General features: G+C 63.8%; 18 protein-coding genes and 2 pseudogenes. 15 read left to right on the forward strand and 5 right to left on the reverse strand.

The genetic code is table 11. The features are described 5' to 3' along the window. Nucleotides 1-224: pseudogene (locus tag IC50_RS27505) on the forward strand (penicillin-binding protein activator); the annotation flags it as partial. 126 nt (nucleotides 225-350) lie between these two features. Here IC50_RS27505 and hemW read toward each other — a convergent pair. From hemW to rph, 3 genes are read right to left on the reverse strand one after another with little or no spacing between them, the layout of a single operon-like run. Beyond that, nucleotides 351-1,535, reverse strand: a complete 1,185-nt coding sequence (gene hemW, locus IC50_RS27510; protein ID WP_050991129.1) for a radical SAM family heme chaperone HemW — start codon at nucleotides 1,533-1,535, stop codon at nucleotides 351-353. 16 nt (nucleotides 1,536-1,551) lie between these two features. Next, nucleotides 1,552-2,187: an RdgB/HAM1 family non-canonical purine NTP pyrophosphatase gene (gene rdgB, locus IC50_RS27515; RefSeq protein ID WP_035712114.1), complete on the reverse strand. Its 636-nt coding sequence runs from the start codon at nucleotides 2,185-2,187 to the stop codon at nucleotides 1,552-1,554. A 10-nt stretch (nucleotides 2,188-2,197) separates the two neighbouring features. Next, the gene (gene rph / locus IC50_RS27520; protein ID WP_035712116.1) at nucleotides 2,198-2,911 is read right to left on the reverse strand and encodes a ribonuclease PH; all 714 of its coding nucleotides are present in this window, start codon (nucleotides 2,909-2,911) and stop codon (nucleotides 2,198-2,200) included. A 168-nt stretch (nucleotides 2,912-3,079) separates the two neighbouring features. On the opposite strand from rph, the gene hrcA reads away from it, so the two are divergent. Further along, nucleotides 3,080-4,168, forward strand: coding sequence for a heat-inducible transcriptional repressor HrcA (hrcA, locus tag IC50_RS27525; RefSeq protein ID WP_035712118.1), 1,089 nt, complete (start codon nucleotides 3,080-3,082; stop codon nucleotides 4,166-4,168). Nucleotides 4,169-4,266: 98 nt separating this feature from the next. Then, nucleotides 4,267-4,884, forward strand: coding sequence for a nucleotide exchange factor GrpE (grpE, locus tag IC50_RS27530; RefSeq protein WP_035712121.1), 618 nt, complete (start codon nucleotides 4,267-4,269; stop codon nucleotides 4,882-4,884). 117 nt (nucleotides 4,885-5,001) lie between these two features. Here the strand turns inward: grpE and IC50_RS43940 are convergent. Both IC50_RS43940 and IC50_RS27535 read right to left on the reverse strand, forming a co-directional pair. After that, nucleotides 5,002-5,236: pseudogene (locus tag IC50_RS43940) on the reverse strand (isochorismatase family protein); the annotation flags it as partial. Nucleotides 5,237-5,299: 63 nt separating this feature from the next. Further along, a complete protein-coding gene (locus tag IC50_RS27535) occupies nucleotides 5,300-6,241 on the reverse strand; it encodes a hypothetical protein (RefSeq protein WP_035712123.1) in 942 nt (313 codons plus the stop codon). 393 nt (nucleotides 6,242-6,634) lie between these two features. Between IC50_RS27535 and dnaK the strand changes: the two genes are divergently transcribed. The 12 genes from dnaK to dapB all read left to right on the forward strand — a co-directional run bounded on the left by dnaK (nucleotide 6,635) and on the right by dapB (nucleotide 20,373). Beyond that, on the forward strand, nucleotides 6,635-8,536 hold the full coding sequence (gene dnaK, locus IC50_RS27540) for a molecular chaperone DnaK (RefSeq protein ID WP_025033017.1): 1,902 nt from the start codon (nucleotides 6,635-6,637) through the stop codon (nucleotides 8,534-8,536). A gap of 245 nt (nucleotides 8,537-8,781) precedes the next feature. Then, complete coding sequence (dnaJ, locus tag IC50_RS27545; RefSeq protein ID WP_035712126.1) at nucleotides 8,782-9,918, forward strand: molecular chaperone DnaJ; 1,137 nt, start codon at nucleotides 8,782-8,784, stop codon at nucleotides 9,916-9,918. A gap of 88 nt (nucleotides 9,919-10,006) precedes the next feature. Continuing rightward, nucleotides 10,007-10,606, forward strand: a complete 600-nt coding sequence (locus tag IC50_RS27550) for a class I SAM-dependent methyltransferase (RefSeq protein ID WP_035712128.1) — start codon at nucleotides 10,007-10,009, stop codon at nucleotides 10,604-10,606. A 57-nt stretch (nucleotides 10,607-10,663) separates the two neighbouring features. After that, nucleotides 10,664-11,242: an NADPH-dependent FMN reductase gene (locus IC50_RS27555; protein ID WP_035712131.1), complete on the forward strand. Its 579-nt coding sequence runs from the start codon at nucleotides 10,664-10,666 to the stop codon at nucleotides 11,240-11,242. Between the two features lie 6 nt (nucleotides 11,243-11,248). After that, complete coding sequence (gene pyrF, locus IC50_RS27560; RefSeq protein ID WP_035712134.1) at nucleotides 11,249-11,959, forward strand: orotidine-5'-phosphate decarboxylase; 711 nt, start codon at nucleotides 11,249-11,251, stop codon at nucleotides 11,957-11,959. An 18-nt stretch (nucleotides 11,960-11,977) separates the two neighbouring features. Further along, nucleotides 11,978-12,283, forward strand: a complete 306-nt coding sequence (locus tag IC50_RS27565; protein WP_035712136.1) for a DUF1330 domain-containing protein — start codon at nucleotides 11,978-11,980, stop codon at nucleotides 12,281-12,283. Between the two features lie 380 nt (nucleotides 12,284-12,663). Then, entirely contained in the window at nucleotides 12,664-13,965 is a 1,302-nt protein-coding gene (locus IC50_RS27570) for a calcium-binding protein (RefSeq protein ID WP_081492531.1), read from the forward strand. Nucleotides 13,966-14,053: 88 nt separating this feature from the next. After that, entirely contained in the window at nucleotides 14,054-15,826 is a 1,773-nt protein-coding gene (locus tag IC50_RS27575; protein ID WP_050991130.1) for a type I secretion system permease/ATPase, read from the forward strand. Next, nucleotides 15,823-17,187, forward strand: coding sequence for an HlyD family type I secretion periplasmic adaptor subunit (locus tag IC50_RS27580; protein ID WP_244429664.1), 1,365 nt, complete (start codon nucleotides 15,823-15,825; stop codon nucleotides 17,185-17,187). The genes IC50_RS27575 and IC50_RS27580 overlap by 4 nt, the downstream gene beginning before the upstream one ends. Before the next feature lie 45 nt (nucleotides 17,188-17,232). After that, nucleotides 17,233-18,393, forward strand: coding sequence for a helix-turn-helix transcriptional regulator (locus IC50_RS27585; RefSeq protein ID WP_157461093.1), 1,161 nt, complete (start codon nucleotides 17,233-17,235; stop codon nucleotides 18,391-18,393). Beyond that, complete coding sequence (locus IC50_RS27590) at nucleotides 18,390-19,418, forward strand: M23 family metallopeptidase (RefSeq protein WP_244429665.1); 1,029 nt, start codon at nucleotides 18,390-18,392, stop codon at nucleotides 19,416-19,418. Before IC50_RS27585 ends, IC50_RS27590 begins: the two co-directional genes overlap by 4 nt. Nucleotides 19,419-19,557: 139 nt before the next feature. Further along, nucleotides 19,558-20,373 (forward strand): 4-hydroxy-tetrahydrodipicolinate reductase, encoded by an 816-nt coding sequence (gene dapB, locus IC50_RS27595; RefSeq protein WP_035712139.1) that lies wholly within the window; start codon nucleotides 19,558-19,560, stop codon nucleotides 20,371-20,373. The last annotated feature ends 14 nt before the right edge of the window (nucleotides 20,374-20,387 follow it).

A 20,387-nucleotide genomic window follows, 5' to 3' on the forward strand; every position in this document is an offset into this window, starting at 1 on the left:
CATTGGCCTATGATGCGGTCGCCCTCGTCGCCGCGCTGGCGCGCACGCAAGGCACCACGCGCTTCTCGTCCGACGTGCTCACCAACCCCTCAGGCTTTGCCGGTATCGACGGCCTGTTCCGCTTCCGCGCCGATGGCACGAATGAACGTGGTCTCGCCGTGATGAAGGTGACGCAGGGTGGCGGCGTTGCGGTCGCGGGCTCGCCGAAGAGTTTTGGGGCGTAGCTCGCTGCCATAGGGTGGGCAAAGTCCTGTCGGGTGGGTTAGCCGAAGGCGTAACCCACCTCTTGTCTCTTTGCGGAAACGGATAGTGGTGGGTTACGCGTCGCTAACCCACCCTACGAGAGCTCGCTACGCCGCCAGATCCGCGACCACTGCATCCAGCACCGGAAATCCGCTGCTGGTCACGCGCAGCCGTCCCGTCGCATCCACGGTGATCGCGCCTTCCTCGCGCAGCAGCGCGATGCGGCGGGGGTCGAGCGGGCGGCCCGAGAGCGCCTTGTAACGCTCGGGGTCGATGCCTTCGGCAAGGCGCAAACCCATCAGCAGGAATTCGTCGGCGCGCTCCTCGCTGTTGAGGAGCTCGTCGGTGACGATGCCGTCGCCATTGGTCTCGACCCGCATCAGCCAGGCCTCGGGACGCTTCTCGGTGGCGGTGGCGTGCCTGATACCGTCGATGTCGAGGCGGCCATGCGCGCCGGGGCCGATGCCGGCATATTCCTCGCCGCGCCAGTACACCAGATTGTGCCGGCACTCGGCGCCGCGCCGCGCGTGATTGGAGATCTCGTAGGCGGGCAGCCCCAGCTTGTCGCAGGTCTCCTGCGTGACGTCGTAGAGCGCGCGTGCGACCGCTTCGTCCGGCGTCTTCAATTTGCCGGCCTGGTGCAGGCCGAAGAACGGCGTGCCTTCCTCGATCGTCAGTTGATAGAGCGACAAATGCTCGGCCGCTTCATCGATGGCGAGACGCAACTCGTCGGCCCACATCGCCGGCGTCTGGTCCGGGCGGGCGTAGATCAGGTCGAACGAATAGCGGTCGAACGAGCGGCGCGCGATGGCGACGGCATCGAGCGCCTCGCGCGCGCTGTGCATGCGGCCGAGCGCTTTCAGCGAGGCGTCGTCGAGCGCCTGCACGCCGAGCGAGACGCGGTTGACGCCGGCGGCGCGATAGCCGGCGAAGCGCGTGGCTTCGACGCTGGTCGGGTTCGCTTCCAGCGTGACTTCGACGTCGGCTGCGACGGTCCAGTGCTTGCCGATCGCATCGAGCACCGCGCCGACGGTTGCGGGCTGCATCAGGGACGGGGTGCCGCCGCCGAGGAAGATCGAGGTGACCTCGCGGCCGGGCGCGCGCTGCGCGGTCGTTGCGATCTCGCGCGCGAAGGCGGAGGCGAAGCGCGCCTCGTCGATCGCGGCGTGGCGGACATGGCTGTTGAAGTCGCAATAGGGACATTTCGACAGGCAGAACGGCCAGTGCACGTAGACGCCAAAGGCTTTAGATTCTTGTTTTGACGCGTTTTCCTGGCGCGAACCGGTATCCACTTCGCTCGAAAACGCTCTAGCGCGGCTCAAGGCAGATCTCCGCCAGTTTCACGAAGGCGCGGGCGCGGTGCGACAGGCCGAGGCCGAGCGGCGGCAGGCCGTGCTTCTCGATGCTCTCCATCTCGCCGAAGGTGCGGCCGTGGCCGTCGGGCAGGAACATCGGGTCGTAGCCGAAGCCGGCATTCCCGCGCGGAGGCCAGACCAGCGTGCCGTGAACGTGCGCCTCGACCTCTTCGAGATGATCGTCGGGCCAGGCGACGCAGAGCGCGGAGACGAAGTGCGCCTTGCGCTGGTTCGGCGTGGTGGCGCCGCGCTCCTGCAGCAGGCGCTCGATCTGCGCCATCGCCGCGTTGAAATCCTTGGACGGGCCGGCCCAGCGCGCGCTGTAGATCCCGGGCGCACCGTCGAGCGCGTCGACCACGATGCCGGAATCGTCGGCGAAGGCGGGAAGTCTCGTCGCCCGCGCTGCCGCGATCGCCTTGATCGCGGCATTGCTGCGGAAATCGTTGCCCGTCTCGTCCGGCTCGGACAGGCCGAGGTCGCCGGCCGACACCGCCTCGATGCCGTACGGCGCAAGCAGCTCCCGCATCTCGGCGAGCTTGCCGGGATTGTGGGTGGCGATGACGAGCTTGTCCGTGATTCGGCGGTGCATGGCCTATTGACTACGCCACAGCCAGTTTCTGCAAGTCCACCAGACGCGCGACGCCCTTGCGGGCCAGCGCCATCAGCGCCAGGAATTCGGCTTCCGTGAACGGCTCGCGTTCCGCGGTGCCCTGCACCTCGATGATGCGGCCATCGCCCGTCATGACGAAATTGGCGTCGGTCTCGGCCTCGGAATCCTCGGCGTAGTCGAGATCGAGCACCGGCGTGCCGTTGTAGATGCCGCAGGAGATCGCGGCGACGTTGTCGCGCAGCACGTTGGCCTTGACCATGTTGCGCGCCTTCATCCAGTTGACGCAATCGGCGAGCGCGACCCAGGCGCCGGTGATCGAGGCCGTGCGCGTGCCGCCGTCGGCCTGAAGCACGTCGCAATCGACCGTGATCTGGCGCTCGCCGAGCGCTTCGAGATTGATGATGGTGCGAAGCGAGCGGCCGATCAGGCGCTGGATCTCGACGGTGCGGCCGCTCTGCTTTCCAGCGGAGGCCTCGCGGCGGGTGCGCTCGGAGGTCGCGCGCGGCAGCATGCCGTATTCGGCGGTGACCCAGCCGCGGCCCTGGCCCTTCAGCCACGGCGGCAGGCGGTCCTCCAGCGTGGCGGTGACCAGCACGTGAGTGTCGCCGTATTTCACCAGGCACGAGCCTTCCGCATATTTGACCACGCCGCGCTCCAGCGTCACGGGGCGCAATTCGTCGGGCGCACGGCGGCTTGGCCGCATGGGAAATCCTCCAAAACTCACGGGAAAAGGCTGTTCGCGGTGCTTGTAGGTGGGGCGGGGGTGGGCGGCAAGGCCTTTTCACCCGCTGTTTTCGAGGCCGCGAACGCCGCGCTTGTCAGAAGCCCCAGGGATGGACAAATTATGAGCATCTGAGAGGAGTTACCGTCTGTGGCCCATCACGATCCGATCCATCTGATCGCGCCGCGCGCAGGCCTCGCCCAGCTCAACGAGCGTTCCCGCGACATCTTTCGTCAAATTGTCGAAAGCTATCTCGCGACCGGTGAGCCCGTCGGCTCGCGCAACATTTCCCGCCTGATCGCCATGCCGCTGTCGCCGGCCTCGGTCCGCAACGTCATGGCCGATCTGGAACAGCTCGGCCTGATCTATGCCCCCCACACCTCGGCCGGCCGGCTGCCGACGGAACTCGGCCTGCGCTTCTTCGTCGATGCCCTGATGCAGGTCGGCGACCTCAACGAGGCGGAGCGGCAGTCGATCCAGAGCCAGCTCTCCTCCGTCGGTGAGGCGCAGTCGGTCGAGGCGGCGCTGGACCAGGCCTTGATGCGGCTCTCGGGCCTCACCCGGGCCGCCGCTGTCGTGTTGACGCCAAAATCCAATGCGCGGCTGAAGCACATCGAATTCGTCCGCCTGGAACCGGAGAAGGCGCTGGTGATCCTCGTCGGCGAGGACGGCCAGGTCGAAAACCGCGTGCTGGCGCTGCCGCCCGGGGTTCCCTCCTCGGCGATCGTCGAGGCCGGCAATTTCCTCAATGCCCGCATCCGCGGCCGCACGCTGGCCGAGGCGCGGCTCGAGCTCGAGACGGCACTTGGAGAGGCCCGTGCCGAGCTCGATCAGCTGACGCAGAAGGTGATCTCGGCCGGCATCGCCAGCTGGTCCGGCGGCGAGAACGAGGATCGCCAGCTCATCGTTCGCGGCCATGCCAATCTGCTCGAAGATCTGCATGCGCTGGAGGATCTGGAGCGGGTGCGCCTGTTGTTCGACGATCTCGAGACCAAGCGCGGCGTGATCGACCTGCTCGGCCGCGCCGAGACCGCCGAGGGCGTCCGCATCTTCATCGGCAGTGAGAACAAGCTGTTCTCGCTGTCGGGGTCCTCCACCATCATCTCGCCCTATCGGGATGCCGCCGGCCACATCGTCGGCGTTTTGGGCGTGATCGGGCCCACGCGATTGAATTATGCCCGCGTGATCCCGACCGTGGATTACGCCGCCCGCATCGTCAGCCGCCTTCTGGGGGGCTGACCGGCGTTTCCTCCGATCACGGGCGCTTGATTTTCGGCGCCTGAAGCACGATATCCGGGCCAGAAAAATCCCTTGAAACGAGTTCGAGAACAGAGCCGATGACCGATCGCGACCGGCAACCCGAAGACACGACCCAGCCGACCGGCGAGCCCGTGGTGTCAAAACCCTACATCATGCCCGATGATCCCGAGCCCGGCTCGGTCGAAATCTTGCAGAAGGAAGCCGCCGAGGCGCGCGATCGCATGCTGCGGACGCTGGCCGAAATGGAGAATTTGCGCAAGCGCACCAGCAAGGAGGTCGCCGACGCTCGCCTCTACGGCATCACCGGCTTTGCCCGCGACGTGCTCGACATTGCCGACAATCTTCAGCGCGCGCTCGACGCCGTTCCGGCCGAGGCCCGTGCCGCAGCCGATCCCGGCCTGACCTCTCTGATCGAGGGCGTCGAGCTCACCGAGCGCTCGCTGCTCAACGCGCTGGAAAAGCACGGTGTGAAGAAGTTCGACCCGCAGGGCCAGAAGTTCGACCCGAACTTCCAGCAGGCGATGTTCGAGGTGCCCGATGCGTCGGTGCCGTCGGGCACTGTGGTGCAGGTCGTGCAGGCCGGCTACACCATCGGCGAGCGCGTGCTGCGCCCGGCTTTGGTCGGCGTCGCCAAGGGCGGCGCAAAGGCCGCGCCCGCGGCGAACAACAACGAGTCGAGCGGCGCGGCGAACTGAGTGTTGGTGTCATTCCGGGGCGGCAGAGCCGAACCCGGAATCTCGAGGTTCTCAGGTGCGCAATTGCGCACCGTAGTTCGATGCTTTGCATCGCCCCGGAACGACTGATCGTAAATCTTACGCGCTCGTCGCGATATCCGCAGACTGAATCCGCTTCACGCCGGCCTCGGCCATGTCGACGCCATGTCGACCCAGGCCTTGGCCAGTGAGCCCTGCGTATCGATGCCGCGGCAGGCATCCTCGTCACACAGACCTCGAAACCCGCTTTGCGCGCGTCGAGCGCGGTTCAGGCGACGCAGAAATCTGTCGCCAGCCCTGCGACGATCTTGCGTCCCTTCAGATAACCCGCAAGCCACGATCGCCAGATCACGCGGTATGGTCCCTTGCGTTCGCAGGGACGACACCAGGCATACAGCTACCCCTTCGGCTGAATCCCATCGCGCACCGCGCGGAAGCGGGCGAAGGCGGGCAGCCACTGGTCGCGCGGGGCGCTGGCGATGATGCGCAATGATGCGCCGCCGCTCGAGAAGCGGATCCACTGCACCACGGTCACCGGGACCTTGTCCTTGCCGCTGACGCCGTCGATCCGGGTCTCGAAACCCTGCTGGCCGTTGATGCGGATCGGCTCGGACATGGTGACGCGCGACTCGCGCACGCCGGGAATCTGGAGCGCCGCCTCCTGGGCGAAGCGGGCGCGGTCGTCGGCCTGCTGCGGGGTGGCGCCGATCAGACCGAGGATCATGAACGGCCTCGACTCGTAGCCCTTGCTCTCGTCGCCGTCGGCCAGGATGATGCTCGAGCCCGGCGCCAGGGTCCGGATGTCCTTGAAGTCGGCCAGATTCGTGATCTTGAACGGCATCAGCGCGATCTGCTCTTCGGCCGAGACCTGCTTGCGGGTCACGGTGCTCGCAAACATCTGCCGCACCGCTTCATCGCTGTAGATCCTGGTCGCATTCTCCGGGATCTGCACCGCGACATAGCCGGAGAAGCCGGCGCCGGGCACGATCATCGAATAGCGCTTCACCGGGGTATCGCCCGCCTTGCCGCTTTCGGTGGTGAAATAGGCAAGACCCGCGGGGGTCTCGATCTTGTCCTGCTTGACGCCGTTGGCCCCGGCGGGGTTGGAATTGAAGGCGCTCACAACCTCGCCATAGGCGGCCGGCGGCAGCTCGGTGATCAGCACCTTGACGCTGCCGTCCTCGCTCTCGAAGCCCGGAAAGGTCTTTGCCGTGCTGAGGCCTACCAGGGGCACCATGCCAAGGCGCAAGCCAGGCGGGTAGACGACATCGGCGGCAAGGGCCGGAAGCGCGGAGGCAATGACGAGGGCGAGCGCGGCGAGGGGGCGGATCAGCTTCATGGGCACTCTGATTGGTTCACATTGAGGCCGTTCGATGGTCGGCCACCGGGCCGCTTTGTCGCGCGAAGCAGCTGTGCTGCGGTTGCCGGCCGGTCGCCTTTTAGCGGGTTTGGCCCTGCCGTAACAGGGTGGGGCAGATTGCCGTGGCGGGGCCTGCCGAGGCCCGAACCCGTCAATAACTCCTCACCCGCAAGGGCGGTCGAGCCCGGATATGATCCGCCAAAACCCAATGTTTTCACGGCCGAAACGTTGCTTCGGTCCTTGCGGGCCCCTCCCCCCCTCCTATATGAGCCTCAATCATCGCAATATCGCGGATGTTTGATCTTAGGGGGTTTCGGTTTGGGTGCCTTCTGGGCCCAGCCAACCTGCCGCAAAAAGAAGGATATCAGGACCATGGGAAAGGTCATTGGGATCGACCTCGGCACCACGAATTCGTGCGTCGCCGTAATGGATGGCAAGAACGCCAAAGTCATCGAGAATTCCGAAGGCATGCGCACGACGCCTTCGATCGTCGCCGTCACGGATGACGGTGAGCGCCTCGTCGGCCAGCCGGCCAAGCGCCAGGCCGTCACCAATCCCGAGCGCACCTTCTTCGCAGTGAAGCGCCTCATCGGCCGCCGCTACGACGACCCGATGGTCGAGAAGGACAAGAAGCTCGTCCCGTACAAGATCGTGAAGGCCTCCAACGGCGACGCCTGGGTCGAGGCCGACGGCCAGACCTACTCGCCCTCGCAGGTCTCGGCGTTCATCTTGCAGAAGATGAAGGAGACCGCGGAAGCCCATCTCGGCCAGAAGGTCGATCAGGCCGTCATCACCGTTCCCGCCTATTTCAACGACGCCCAGCGCCAGGCGACCAAGGACGCCGGCAAGATCGCGGGCCTCGAAGTGCTGCGCATCATCAACGAGCCGACTGCGGCCGCGCTCGCCTATGGCCTCGACAAGACCAAGGCCGGCACGATCGCCGTTTACGACCTCGGTGGCGGCACCTTCGATATCTCCATTCTCGAAATCGGCGACGGCGTGTTCGAGGTGAAGTCGACCAACGGCGACACCTTCCTCGGCGGCGAAGATTTCGACATGCGCCTCGTCGGCTACCTTGCCGACGAGTTCCAGAAGGAGCAGGGCATCAACCTGCGCAACGACAAGCTCGCTTTGCAGCGCCTGAAGGAAGCCGCTGAAAAGGCCAAGATCGAGTTGTCCTCGACGACGCAGACCGAGATCAACCTGCCGTTCATCACGGCGGACCAGACCGGCCCGAAGCATCTGACGATGAAGCTCACCCGCGCCAAGTTCGAGGCGCTGGTCGACGACCTCATCCAGAAGACCGTCGAGCCCTGCCGCAAGGCGCTGAAGGATGCCGGCGTCACCGCCGGCGAGATCGGCGAAGTCGTGCTGGTCGGCGGCATGTCGCGCATGCCGAAGGTGCAGGAAGTCGTGAAGCAGCTGTTCGGCAAGGAGCCGCACAAGGGCGTCAACCCGGACGAAGTCGTGGCGATCGGTGCCGCGATCCAGGCCGGCGTGCTTCAGGGCGACGTCAAGGACGTGCTGTTGCTCGACGTGACCCCGCTGTCGCTGGGCATTGAGACGCTGGGCGGCGTATTCACCCGCATCATCGACCGCAACACCACGATCCCGACCAAGAAGAGCCAGGTGTTCTCGACGGCTGAAGACAATCAGAATGCCGTCACCATCCGCGTCTTCCAGGGCGAGCGTGAAATGGCGGCCGACAACAAGATGCTCGGCCAGTTCGACCTGATGGGCATTCCGCCGGCTCCGCGCGGCATGCCGCAGATCGAGGTGACCTTCGACATCGACGCCAACGGTATCGTCAACGTCTCGGCCAAGGACAAGGCCACGGGCAAGGAGCAGCAAATCCGCATCCAGGCCTCGGGCGGTTTGTCGGAAGCCGACATCGAGAAGATGGTCAAGGACGCCGAGGCCAACGCCGAGGCGGACAAGAAGCGCCGCGAGGCCGTGACCGCCAAGAACGAGGCCGATGGCCTGGTGCATTCGACCGAGAAGGCGCTGGCCGAGCACGGTTCGAAGGTCGCCGAGAGCGAGCGCCGCGCCATCGAGGATGCCGTCAGCGACCTCAAGGAAGCGCTGAAGGGCGACGATGCCGAGGCGATCAAGGCCAAGACCCAGACGCTGGCCCAGGCTTCGATGAAGCTCGGCGAGGCCATGTACAAGCAGCAGGCCGAAGCCGACGCCAAAAAGGATGCGGCCAAGGACGACGTCGTCGACGCGGAATTCACCGAAGTCGACGACGACAAGAACAACAAGAAGTCCGCTTAAGCCCCAAGAGGGTGATGATGCGGACGGCTTGGACCCCACACGCGTTAACGGCCTCCTCCCTCAAGGGGGAGGCCGTCGTGTCGGGACGGACGGGCAGGGCGCCCGTTACGATCGATCAATCCCCAGCCGTTATTCTCAGCGCTGCCATGCGGCCCTCTGCCGCGAGGTCGAAGGGCGCTTATATCGTTCCGTGGCAACGTCGTTTCGCCTCAACTTGAATCGCGATTGGATAGACCGAGCTCAGCATGTCCACGTCCACCAAGCGCTGCTACTACGAGACCCTGGAAGTCGAACGCGATGCCGATGAAGGCAAGCTGAAGTCGTCGTTCCGCAAGCTGGCAATGAAGTTCCACCCCGACCGCAATCCCGGGGATGAGACCAGCGAAGTCAAGTTCAAGGAAATCAACGAGGCCTACGAGGTCCTGAAGGACAAGGACAAGCGCGCCGCCTACGATCGGTACGGCCACGCCGCCTTCGAGCAAGGTGGCGGCTTTGGCGGCGGCGCCGGTTTCGGCGCGGGCTTCGCCTCCTCCTTCTCCGATATTTTCGAAGACCTGTTCGGCATGGCCGGACAGCGCGGCCGCGGCGGCCGCGAGCGCGGAGCCGACCTGCGCTACAACATGGAAATCACCCTCGAGGAAGCTTTCGGCGGCAAGACCGCGCAGATCGAGATTCCGGTCTCGGTCACCTGTGAGGCCTGCTCGGGCATTGGCGCCAAGGCCGGCACCAAACCGAAGACCTGCTCGACCTGCGGCGGCGCCGGCCGCGTACGGCAGTCGCAGGGCTTCTTCACGCTGGAGCGGACCTGTCCGGGATGCCAGGGTCGCGGTCAGATGATCGAGGACGCCTGTCCCTCCTGCTCGGGCCAGGGCCGCGTCACCCGCGAGCGGACGCTGTCGGTCAACATTCCGCAAGGCGTCGAGGACGGCACACGGATCAGGCTCGCCGGCGAGGGCGAGGCCGGCGTCCGCGGCGGTCCACCCGGCGACCTCTACATCTTCCTGTCGCTGGCCCAGCATCAGTTCTTCCAGCGCGACGGCGCCGATCTGCACTGCCGCGTGCCGATCTCGATGGTGACCGCCGCGCTCGGCGGCGAATTCGAGGTGCCGACCATCGAGAAGGGCAAGAGCAAGGTGAAGGTACCGGCGGGAACCCAGTCGGGCCGTCGGTTTCGCATTGCGTCAAAAGGCATGCCGGTGCTGCGGTCGCGTCAGATGGGTGACATGTACGTTCAAGTCGTGGTCGAGACCCCGCAGAACCTCACCAAGAAGCAGCAGGAATTGCTGGCCGAGTTCGATAAGCTCTCCTCCGGCAACACTCAGCCGGAATCCGAGGGCTTCTTCGCCAAGGTCAAGGATTTCTTCGGTAATCGGGCGAATTGACCCGTCTTGACCGTACCGCCTTCGGCCTATACGTCTTTATGACCATTTTCTGACACGCCGCGGTCCCGCGGTCCCGTCCGGTCCCGACATGCCATTGCCATCGTCCGCGCGTGCGTTGAAGAAGCCTCGTCTCGATGACGAGGTGCGCTTTCTCAGGTCGTGGATCGAAAAGCCACTGCACATGGGCGCAGTAATGCCGTCGGGCAAGCTCCTGGCCCGGACCATGGCCCATTACGTCGATGTCGACTCGGACGCGCCAGTGGTGGAGCTCGGACCCGGCACCGGCGCCATCACCTCCGCGCTGATCGAGCGCGGTATCGACCAGAAGCGTCTCGTCCTCGTCGAATACAATCCCGGCTTCTGCGCGCTGCTACGCGACCGCTACCCACAGGCCAAGGTGGTACAAGGCGATGCCTACCGCCTGCGCGACACGCTCTGGAACGTCTTGAGCGCGCCGGCCAGCGCAGTCGTTTCGGGCCTGCCGCTCGTCACGAAACCGATGCTGACGCGGCTGCGGCTCATCCGCGACGCCTTCACCGCGCTCGCGCCCGGTGCGCCGTTCATCCAGTTCACCTATGCGGTGGTGCCGCCGATCCCGAAATCGCTGCCCGGCGTGTCCACAGAGGCCTCGGAACGGATCTGGATGAATCTTCCGCCGGCCCGCGTCTGGGTGTATCGCAAGGACTAAGTCCGTCGGCTACTCCTTTTGCGCGGCGGGCTGGTTTCGCCGAACGCATTGGATTGGATGTCAGCTCCCAAGATTCTGGTCATTCCGGGTTCGCTGCGCACCGGCTCGCACAACGCGAAGCTGGCGGCGGTCGCCGCGTATGAATTTGCAAGGGCAGGCGTGGACGTCACCCGCATCTCGCTCGCCGATTTTCCGCTGCCGATCTACGACGGCGATCTCCAGGCCAAATCCGGCGTGCCCAAGCACGCCATCAATCTCAAGCGCATGATCGGCGCCCATCACGGCGTTCTCATCGTATCGCCCGAATACAACGCCTCGGTGCCGCCGCTACTGAAGAACGCGATCGACTGGGTCAGCCGCGTGCACGAGCTGCACGAGGCGCGCGGCGAGGTGTTCCGCAACCGCGTCTTCGCGCTCGCCGGCGCATCGCAGAGCCGGCTCGGCGCGGCCCGCGCGCTCCAAGCCTTGCGGCTGATCCTGACCTCCTGCCACGCCAATGTGATTGCAAGCCAGCTCACGCTCGCCTTTGTCGACCAGGCCTATGACGATATGGATAGGCTGAAGAACGAGGGCGATATCGCCGCGTTGAAGGAGCTGGTAGCGCAGCTGATCGACGTTTCCCAACGCATGATGTGAGGTGACATGACGCCAGCCGAGATCGCCCCCAAGGACCGCCTGATCGTTCCGCTCGATGTGTCGAGCCCGGAGGCTGCCGAGGCGATGGTCGCAAGGCTCGGCGACAGCGTCACGTTCTACAAGATCGGCTATCAGCTCGCCTATGCCGGCGGCCTGCCGCTGATCGGCAAGCTCGCCGACAAGGGCAAGAAGGTGTTCGCCGATCTCAAGATGCACGACATCGGCAACACCGTGATGCGCGGTGTCGAGAGTGTCGCCAAATTGGGGGCGACTTTCCTCACCGTTCACGCTTATCCGCAGACCATGAAGGCGGCGGTCGAAGGGCGCGGTAAGTCGAGCTTGAGGATTCTCGCGGTCACCGTGCTGACCTCCTACAATGACGACGATCTGCACGCGGCAGGATATCGGCTCGGTGTCTCCGAACTGGTCGAGGCGCGTGCGCAGCAGGCGCAGGTGCTTGGCATCGATGGACTCGTCTGCTCGCCGGAAGAGGTGGGTGCCCTGCGCAAGATCGTCGGCCATCAGATGAGCCTCGTCACGCCTGGTATCCGTCCCGCGGGCACGCCGACCGGCGACCAGAAGCGCGTCATGACGCCGGGTCGTGCGATCGCTGCGGGCGCCGACTATCTCGTCGTCGGACGGCCGATCCTCGAGGCCGCTGACCCCAAGGCGGCGGCCGACGCAATCCAGGCCGAGATCGCTCAAGCACTCGGCTAATCACAAGGGAGAACGACAATGGCGAAAGGCTACTGGATCGGACGCGTCGACGTGAGCAATGACGAGGGCTACAAGCCCTATGCCGTCGCCAACGGTCCGATCTTCAAGAAATGGGGCGGCCGTTTCGTCGTACGTGCAGGCAAATTCACCACCGTCGAAGGCGCCAGCCGCAACCGCAACGTCGTAATCGAATTCCCCGACTACGAGACTGCGCTCGCCTGCTACAACTCGCCGGAATACCAGGCCAACATCAAGGTGCGCCAGCCGCACTCGGTGGCCGACCTCATCATCATCGAAGGCTATGACGGCCCGCAGCCGTCGTAAAAAAGAACGCGCGGTCGTCTATTCATGAGTGTGGACTGCTGATCAGCGAGCGCCCTTCGCCCGAGCCGCTGTCTCGCCAAATTGTGGCGAGATCGGCGGCGAGGTAAATCTCGCCTGATGCAGCCGAGCGGTTCCAGGACTTCCCTGCAGGGGAGATTGGCCGCTCCACCTGCCTCCGTCGCGTTACTCACCCAGCTTCTTTGCAACAATTCTTTTGTCCCCAAATGGGGATTGCGACGCTGCCCAATTTTCATTCAAGGTTGCTTTGCTCGAACTGTACAACAGGGGCCGATGGAAGGTCACCCAAGCAAAGCACTACGTCCCTCATCGGAGGCAAGCCTACCCGCATCACGAAAACCTTGAATCAAGGAGCGGAAATCATGGCACTCATCAATGGAACGGCAGGCGACGATATCCTTCCCGGAACGGCAGCTGACGACGAGATCAACGGGCTGGCAGGCAACGATACGATCACCGGGTTGGATGGCAACGACCTCGTGAACGGAGGCGCGGGTGACGACAACATCGATGGTGGCGCTGGTAACGACACTCTGAATGGCAATGCCGGTGTGGATACGATCACCGGCGGCGACGGTGACGATGCCATCAGCGGTGGTGCCGGAGACGACAATCTTTCGGGCAATGACGGCCTCGACACGATCCACGGCAACGCCGGCGACGATACGATCGACGGCGGCCTGGGTGACGATCAGCTCTTTGGTGACGCAGGTGCCGACTCCATTCACGGCGGAGATGGCGATGATGCCATCCACGGTGGCGCCGGAGCCGATACCCTCTGGGGAGACGCAGGCAATGATACGCTGAGTGGTGATGCCGGCAATGACACATTGAACGGCGGTCTTGGCGACGACACGTTGAGCGGAGGCATCGGCGACGATGTCATCAACGGCGACGAGGGCAATGACACGCTGAACGGCGGCCTCGGAAACGACACGCTCAATGGCGGTGCGGACGATGACGTCTTGAATGGGGGCGCCGGCAATGACACGCTGAACGGCGACGCTGGCAACGACACCATGAATGGAAACGCCGGAGCCGACCTCATGGATGGCGGCGACGGTAACGACACGATGTTCGGAGACGCCGGCGACGACACCATGTCGGGAGGAGCCGGAGATGACACCGAGAGTGGCGGCGACGGCGCGGACGAGCTCAGCGGCGGCACCGGCAATGATACGCTGAACGGCGATGCGGGCGACGATACGCTTGCCGGCGGCGACAACAACGATACGCTAAACGGCGGAGACGGAGCCGACACGCTCGCGGGCGGAAATGGCAATGACACGCTCGCCGGCGGCGCAGGCGATGACGAGCTGGATGGCGGTAACGGCAACGACGTCCTCGACGGGGGTACGGGAGACGACGTGCTGACGGGTGGAGCGGGCGCCGATACCTATAATTTCGGTGACGACACCGCCACCAACTTCGGCAATGACGAGATAACGGATTTCAGTCTCACCGATGGTGATCTGATACACGTCGATGCTGCGCCGGGATTCGATCCGAACTCGATCGTAGTCGACGACGATGGCACCAATACCGTGCTCGATTTCGGCTTCGGCACGATTCAACTCGACGGCGTCACGGGAGGCGCAACGCCGTTCGCGACGATCGACGATATCAACGTGGCTGCGGGGGCCACGGTCATCGAAGTCGTGTGAGGCCCGTTCGGCGGGGCGGCTACCGGTCCGCCCCGCCGTTGCATTTCTGCAATCTGTACTAGTCAGTCGGTAACATTGCCTGCCGGTCATGTATTTGCGTCCGCCTGAGAGCCCAGCGACAGGGAAGAGATCGCTGTTCGGATTGATTCCGGGACGGCATGCTTTCGCGTGGGTGGTGGCCTTCAGCATCTCGGTGAACCTGCTGCTTCTGGTCGTTCCCTTCTATTCGATCGAGGTGTTCGACCGGGTGATCAGCAGTGGTAGCGTTGAAACGCTTGTCGGTCTTACGGCCATCGCCGCAGCGGCCCTCGTCTTTAGCGCCGTTTTCGATATCTTGCGTAGCCGGCTCCTCAGTCGGTTCGCCGTTGGGTTCGAGAGGTGCGTCGCCCCAATCGTTCTCGAAGGCACCATCGTGAACGCGGCAAGTCGCGGCGATGGGAGGACGCACGATCTCGTCAAGGTTCGTGAGCTGAGGACCTTTCTGTCAAGCGGCACCGTTACAACGCTGATCGACGCTCCGTTCCTCCCTGCCTTCATCCTCATTCTCTTCTTCCTCCACGTTTGGTATGGCGCCATCGCTCTGGTCGGGACGGTGATTCTGCTGGTGATGGGCGTCATCAGCCGCCGGATCGCGCGCACCGAAACCGCCGACGCTTCGGGAGCCGCCCTGCGGACGCAGGCCGCCCTGGATGGGATCGTCCGGCATGCCAGCCTCGTGCGCGCGATGGGGTGGACTCTCGGTGCGGTCAGCGAATTCATGCGGCTCAACGACCAGGCAATGGCGCCCGTCGTCCGGGCCAGCGAACGTGTCTATGCGATTGGCGCTGCCGCGCGCATGGTCAGAACAATCCTGCAGATTGCCGCGATCGGAGCGGGTGCCTGGCTGGTGCTTCAAAATGAGGTGTTGTCGGGCAGCCTGATTGCCAGTTCGCTGCTGGTGGCGCGCACGCTCCAACCCATGGAAGGGCTGATCACTGCCTGGCGCGCGCTCGCATCCGCGCAGGAGGCTTGGACACAGGTCCAGGCCGCCGCCGCGCCGGTGTTGGCGCGAAAGAGAAAGACCTTGCTTCCGATGCCGTCCGGCAGGGTGGTCATCGATCGCGTGGCTTATCGGCCACCTGGAGCCAAACGTGCCGTTCTCGCAGGTATAAGCTTTGAGTGCCGCCCCTCGCAAATCGTGGTTGTCATAGGTCCAACGGGGGCTGGGAAGTCGACCCTGCTGCGGCTGATGGCTGCCCTTGAGCCGCCGAGCAGCGGCACGATCCGACTGGATCACGCCGCTCTCCACAATTGGGATGCCGATCAACTCGGCAAGTTCGTCGGATATCTTCCCCAGGACGTGCAGCTCGTTGGCGGTACCGTCGCAGAAGCGATCGCCGGATTCGACGAAAACGCGCGCGACGAAGACATCACCGCGGCAGCGATGCTCGCGCAAGCGCATGATATGATCCTGTCCCTGCAATCCGGCTATCAGACCGAGATCGGGCGCGACGGCAGCAAGCTCTCAGGTGGCCAGCGCCAGCGGATCGGCCTTGCACGAGCGTTCTACGGCGACCGCAAGTTGATGCTGCTGGATGAACCAAATGCCAATCTCGACCCTGACGGCGAGGAAGCGCTCTGCTCTGCGGCTCTGCAGGTCAAGGCGCGCGGCGCAACGCTGGTCATCGTGACGCACAGGCCCCGCCTCCTGACGATCGCAGATGCCGTATTGCTGCTCAGAGATGGCATTCAGCTCGCGTTTGGTCCGCCCAGAAAAGTTCTGCCCCTCCGCATATCCGACGTCACGCCGATGGCGAAGTCGACCGACATCGATCGCGAAGGAGAATCCCGGCTGCTTAGGACCCGAGGAGCAGGTCGATGACGTCGCAAGGTCATGGTCGCAACGTCGTCATCTCCCGCCATGCGGCGACTGGCGATCGGCGGGCAACATTCAGCGAACCACGCTCCGACATGCGGCGCATCGTGGCATGGGGGTGTGTGTTGCTCGTTCTGCAGTTCTGCTGCATCGGCGTCTGGGCGACCACCGTACCGCTCCGCAGCGCTGTCGTGGCGTCCGGCTTCATCAAGGTGCATTCGAAGCGCAAGGCCGTGCAGCATCTCGAGGGAGGTATCATAAAGTCGATCCTGGTCAGAGAAAATGATCGTGTCCAGGCCGGTCAAGTCATTGCGCGGCTCGACACCACGCAGATCGAGGCGATGCTTGGCTCGCTTGAGACGAAATTGTTTGCGGATCTTGCGATGGAAGCACGATTGACCGCCGAACAGGCCGGCAAGAAAGCAATACGATTTCCGGATGAACTGCGAACGAGCTCCGCTGCGGCCGCGGGCATTGCCGTACAAACCCAGCAAGCCGAATTTGCGGCGCGCTTGACGGCGATCGAGGGTGAGCGACGGCAGATCGATCAGCAGATGCTGCAATCGAAGGACACCATTCGTGGCCTGGAGGGCGACACGAATGGGGCAGAGCAGCAACTTGCCCTTCTGAAAGAGGAAATCGCGGACACGAGCTCCTTGCTCGCGAAGGGCCTCGCGCGCAAGCCGCGTCTACTGGCTCTGCAACGTAGCCAGGCTGAAACGGAAGGGCAGATCGCCCGCAATGCAGCATCGATCTCGCAGGCACGAGCCAAGATCGCCGAATTGGACGATAGGCGTCGGCAGCTGGAGCTGGACCAGAAGCGGGATATCGCGAAGCAGCTGCACGCCACAAGCGAAGAGATTGGCGCTCTTCGACATCGAATTGCCGCGTTGCGCGACCAGATTGTTCGGTCCGAATTGCGTGCACCTGAAGGTGGAAAAGTCGTCGGCCTCAACAGCAGGGACCTCAGTGCCGTGCTTGCACCCAGGGAAACTCTTCTGGAAATCGTGCCTCTCCAAGACCGGCTTGTCATCGAGGCAACGCTGAAGCCGACGGATCGACAAGAGGTTTATGTGGGACAGACGGCGCGCGTGCGCGTCCTCGCGTTGAACATCCGGCGAATACCGATGCTGGAAGCGAAGGTCGTTGCGGTTGCCGCAGATGCTCTGAATGACCCGAAGACGGGAGCGGCCTCCTACATGGCGGAACTGGAGTTAAGCACCGCTACGCCGACTGCATATTACCTTTCGTCGTTGTTGCCGGGAATGCCCGTCGAGGTGTTCGTTGAGACGGGAGAAAGAACCTTTGCGGAGTATTTGCTGCAGCCCATGGTGCTGCGGATCCACCGCGCTTTCAGGGAGAGTTAGGCCGCTGGCGCAAGGCTGGCTGCATCGATATTGCGGGAGGAGCACTTGCACCAGAATGGCAAGGTACTGCCCCACTGGCAGAACAGGGTTGGCTTTTGTCATACCGAGAGCGCACGTTCGACGATTGATGCGGAAGGCTTGGTCGAACAGTCCGCGGAACCTGCTGATCAGAGCGTCGGCCGTACGACGATGGAGTATTTTGGTAGGGGGATTGCGAAGCTCCTTGAATGCCGCAGCTGCTACGTCGCGGCGGCAATACGTCGGGCTTCCTGCCAGGAACTGCTACAGGTGCGGATCGGGCAGGCGACCATCGATCCCTCGTGCACGGCCATGGTGGCGCGGATTGTCGGCAAGGGCGCTGGTACAGGTTGTACGCTGCTCGAGCCCGTCCATACGCGCACTACCTTCGTGCGAAAGCTGATCGGACCCGAACCGGATCTGAAAGGTCATTCTGTGATAGGAAGGTTCGCCGCTTGCGACGGCGTGACCGTCGTCTTTGTCGCGGGATGGCGTTCAGTGGGACTTACTCGGGCAGAGGTTCCGTGCTTGGTGCGTGCGGTGCGTGCGATCTGGGAGACTGCAAACGATCTGGTACGGTTGCAGCAACGCCAGGAAGATGCCGCGGCCTGGCTTGGAGTTCTGGCATTTCCCGCCCTCATCGTTGACGAAGATCTTCACGTTCACGAAATCAACGGCAGCGCGCAATCGCTGATGGCCAAGGGCGAACTCCTCAAGGCGAATGGAGACCGGTTGGCGGGGCGTAGCAGTTCGGTAACCGCCGCCTTGAGGGAGGCGATTCGCGAATCATTGAGTTCGCGCGCCGATCGGGAGTGGTTGGATACGACCGTGCCTCTTTCAACCGAGCGCGAGCGGTTTGCCTTTGCCAGAATCGGAGCTGCGCCGCCGCCTTGCGATAGCGGAAAAGCGCTTGTCATCGTGCCGCAATTCGATGAGGTGTCGGGAGCGCACCGTATCGCCGCGGCTTTCGGCCTGAATTTCGCCGAAGAGCGGATCGTTACTCGGATCCTTCAAGGCAAGTGTCCGCGACAGATCGGTGCTGACCTCCGGCTGACCGAAGCAACAGTGAGAACCTACACCAAGCGCATTATGCTCAAACTGGGAATCAACCGCCAATCCGAGTTCTTTGTGCTTCATCATCTCACGCAATCGCCGTTCGGTTCGGGCCTGCGTTCGAAGCGTTCATGATGACACCAGCCCGTCCGCTCGCAGCAATCTCTTTCCGTCTTCCGCCTGTGATTGCGGTCCTTGTGTTCGCTGTTCCTGGAAATGCCCTTGCCGAACCCATCCAACTGGGGATGCCGATCGCCTGCGAGCCCGGCAGGACGTGCTACATTCAGAATTATACGGATCGGGATCCTTCGCCGGCAGCAAGGGACTACAAGTGTGGCACGCTGACATACGATGGGCACAACGGAACTGATTTTCGGCTCCCCTCGCTGCAGGCGCAACGGGTTGGCGTTGACGTTCTCGCGTCCGCAAACGGGCGCGTCGTTCGAACTCGGGAAAATCTGCCGGACGGCGCGTTTCGCAAATCCGCCCGCGAGGCTGTGCGTGATGTCGAATGTGGCAATGGCGTTTTGATCGAACACGAGGGCCACTGGGAAACGCAATATTGTCATTTGGCAACGGGTAGTCTTCAGGTGAAGCCCGGCGACTCCGTAACACGAGGGCAGCCGCTCGGCCGAGTAGGTCTATCGGGTTTGACCGAGTATCCTCACCTCCACTTCACGGTCCGGCACGACGGTTCGATCATAGATCCCTTCGCCTACGGCTCGAGCCCGGAATCCTGCGGCGGAGGAGAGATGCTCTGGGATCCCGCACTCCAGGCGCGGCTCCGCTATCAGGATCGGGCGGTTCTGAACACGGGTTTTGCGAGTGCCCCGGTGACGATGGAATTCATCGAGGATGGAAGAACGGACGTGGAATTGCCTTCCGCGACCTCGGCGGCCATTGTCGCTTTTGTCCGCATCATCGGTTTGAAATCGGGCGACCTGCAGCGACTTGTCGTCAGCAGTCCCTCCGGCAACGTGATCGCCCAAAACGATGCTGCGCCCGTCGAGCACAATAAGGCTCAAGCTTTTCTGTTCACGGGTCGAAAGCGCCCCGCCAACGGCTGGGACCCGGGCACCTACAAGGCGGAATACACCGTTGAGCACGCTGGCCAGGTCGTGCTGAGAGAGCTCTGGGAACTCCCGGTTCGATCGCGTTGATCCAGGATATTTTCCTTTGATCCGCGGAGCCCGCATCCGCCCGCCCGCCGTCAAATCCCCTCGTCCGCGCAATCCCGACAGTTCCATCGGTTGCTCAAACCGCCCGCGACCGGTATAGGGCCATGGAAAGGATCACACCATGTCCGACATGCGCTTGATTGTTGCAGGAGCCGGCGGCCGGATGGGACGGGCGCTGACGCGGGCGATCGCCGAGAGCAAGGGCGCGGTGCTGGCCGGCGCGCTGGAGGCGCCGGGCTCGGAACTGCTCGGCAAGGATGCCGGCGTGCTCGCTGGCCTGCCGGCGAACGGAATCAAGCTCTCCGCGGATCTCTGGGCAATGTCGAAGGATGCCGACGGCATCCTCGACTTCACCGTCCCGGCAGCGACCATCGCCAATGTCGCGATCGCTGCCGAGCGCGGCATCGTCCACGTCATCGGCACGACCGGATTGTCCGGCTCCGACAACGCCGTGATCAGGAGCGTCACCAATCGCGCCGTCGTGGTGCAGTCGGGCAATATGAGCCTGGGCGTCAACCTGCTCGCCGCGGTGGTCAAGCGCGTTGCCAAGGCGCTCGACCAGAGCTTCGATATAGAGATCGTCGAAACCCATCATCGCATGAAGGTCGACGCGCCCTCGGGCACGGCGCTGATGCTGGGCCAGGCTGCAGCCAGCGGCCGCGGCGTCACCCTCGATGAACATTCCGAGCGTGGGCGCGACGGCATCACCGGCGCGCGCCGGCCGGGCAATATCGGTTTCGCGTCCTTGCGCGGCGGCACCGTGGCCGGCGATCACAGCGTCAGTTTCCTCGGCCCGTTCGAGCGCCTGACGCTGTCGCATCAGGCCGAGGACCGCATGCTGTTCGCCCATGGCGCGCTGAAGGCGGCGCTGTGGGCGCACGGCAAGCAGCCGGGGCACTACTCCATGGCCGACGTGCTCGGCCTCGCCGACATCTGAACGAACCCAACGGA

Source organism: Bradyrhizobium genomosp. I (2014) (assembly GCF_000261685.1).
In the GTDB taxonomy this organism is placed as follows: domain Bacteria; phylum Pseudomonadota; class Alphaproteobacteria; order Rhizobiales; family Xanthobacteraceae; genus Bradyrhizobium.

Coding starts and splice junctions, on each gene's coding strand:
- rdgB (WP_035712114.1), bottom strand. CDS start 2,187: ATGCACCGCCGAATCACGGACAAGCTCGTCATCGCCACCCACAATCCC.
- rph (WP_035712116.1), bottom strand. CDS start 2,911: ATGCGGCCAAGCCGCCGTGCGCCCGACGAATTGCGCCCCGTGACGCTG.
- grpE (WP_035712121.1), top strand. CDS start 4,267: ATGACCGATCGCGACCGGCAACCCGAAGACACGACCCAGCCGACCGGC.
- IC50_RS27535 (WP_035712123.1), bottom strand. CDS start 6,241: ATGAAGCTGATCCGCCCCCTCGCCGCGCTCGCCCTCGTCATTGCCTCC.
- dnaK (WP_025033017.1), top strand. CDS start 6,635: ATGGGAAAGGTCATTGGGATCGACCTCGGCACCACGAATTCGTGCGTC.
- dnaJ (WP_035712126.1), top strand. CDS start 8,782: ATGTCCACGTCCACCAAGCGCTGCTACTACGAGACCCTGGAAGTCGAA.
- IC50_RS27550 (WP_035712128.1), top strand. CDS start 10,007: ATGCCATTGCCATCGTCCGCGCGTGCGTTGAAGAAGCCTCGTCTCGAT.
- IC50_RS27555 (WP_035712131.1), top strand. CDS start 10,664: ATGTCAGCTCCCAAGATTCTGGTCATTCCGGGTTCGCTGCGCACCGGC.
- pyrF (WP_035712134.1), top strand. CDS start 11,249: ATGACGCCAGCCGAGATCGCCCCCAAGGACCGCCTGATCGTTCCGCTC.
- IC50_RS27565 (WP_035712136.1), top strand. CDS start 11,978: ATGGCGAAAGGCTACTGGATCGGACGCGTCGACGTGAGCAATGACGAG.
- IC50_RS27570 (WP_081492531.1), top strand. CDS start 12,664: ATGGCACTCATCAATGGAACGGCAGGCGACGATATCCTTCCCGGAACG.
- IC50_RS27575 (WP_050991130.1), top strand. CDS start 14,054: ATGTATTTGCGTCCGCCTGAGAGCCCAGCGACAGGGAAGAGATCGCTG.
- IC50_RS27580 (WP_244429664.1), top strand. CDS start 15,823: ATGACGTCGCAAGGTCATGGTCGCAACGTCGTCATCTCCCGCCATGCG.
- IC50_RS27590 (WP_244429665.1), top strand. CDS start 18,390: ATGATGACACCAGCCCGTCCGCTCGCAGCAATCTCTTTCCGTCTTCCG.
- dapB (WP_035712139.1), top strand. CDS start 19,558: ATGTCCGACATGCGCTTGATTGTTGCAGGAGCCGGCGGCCGGATGGGA.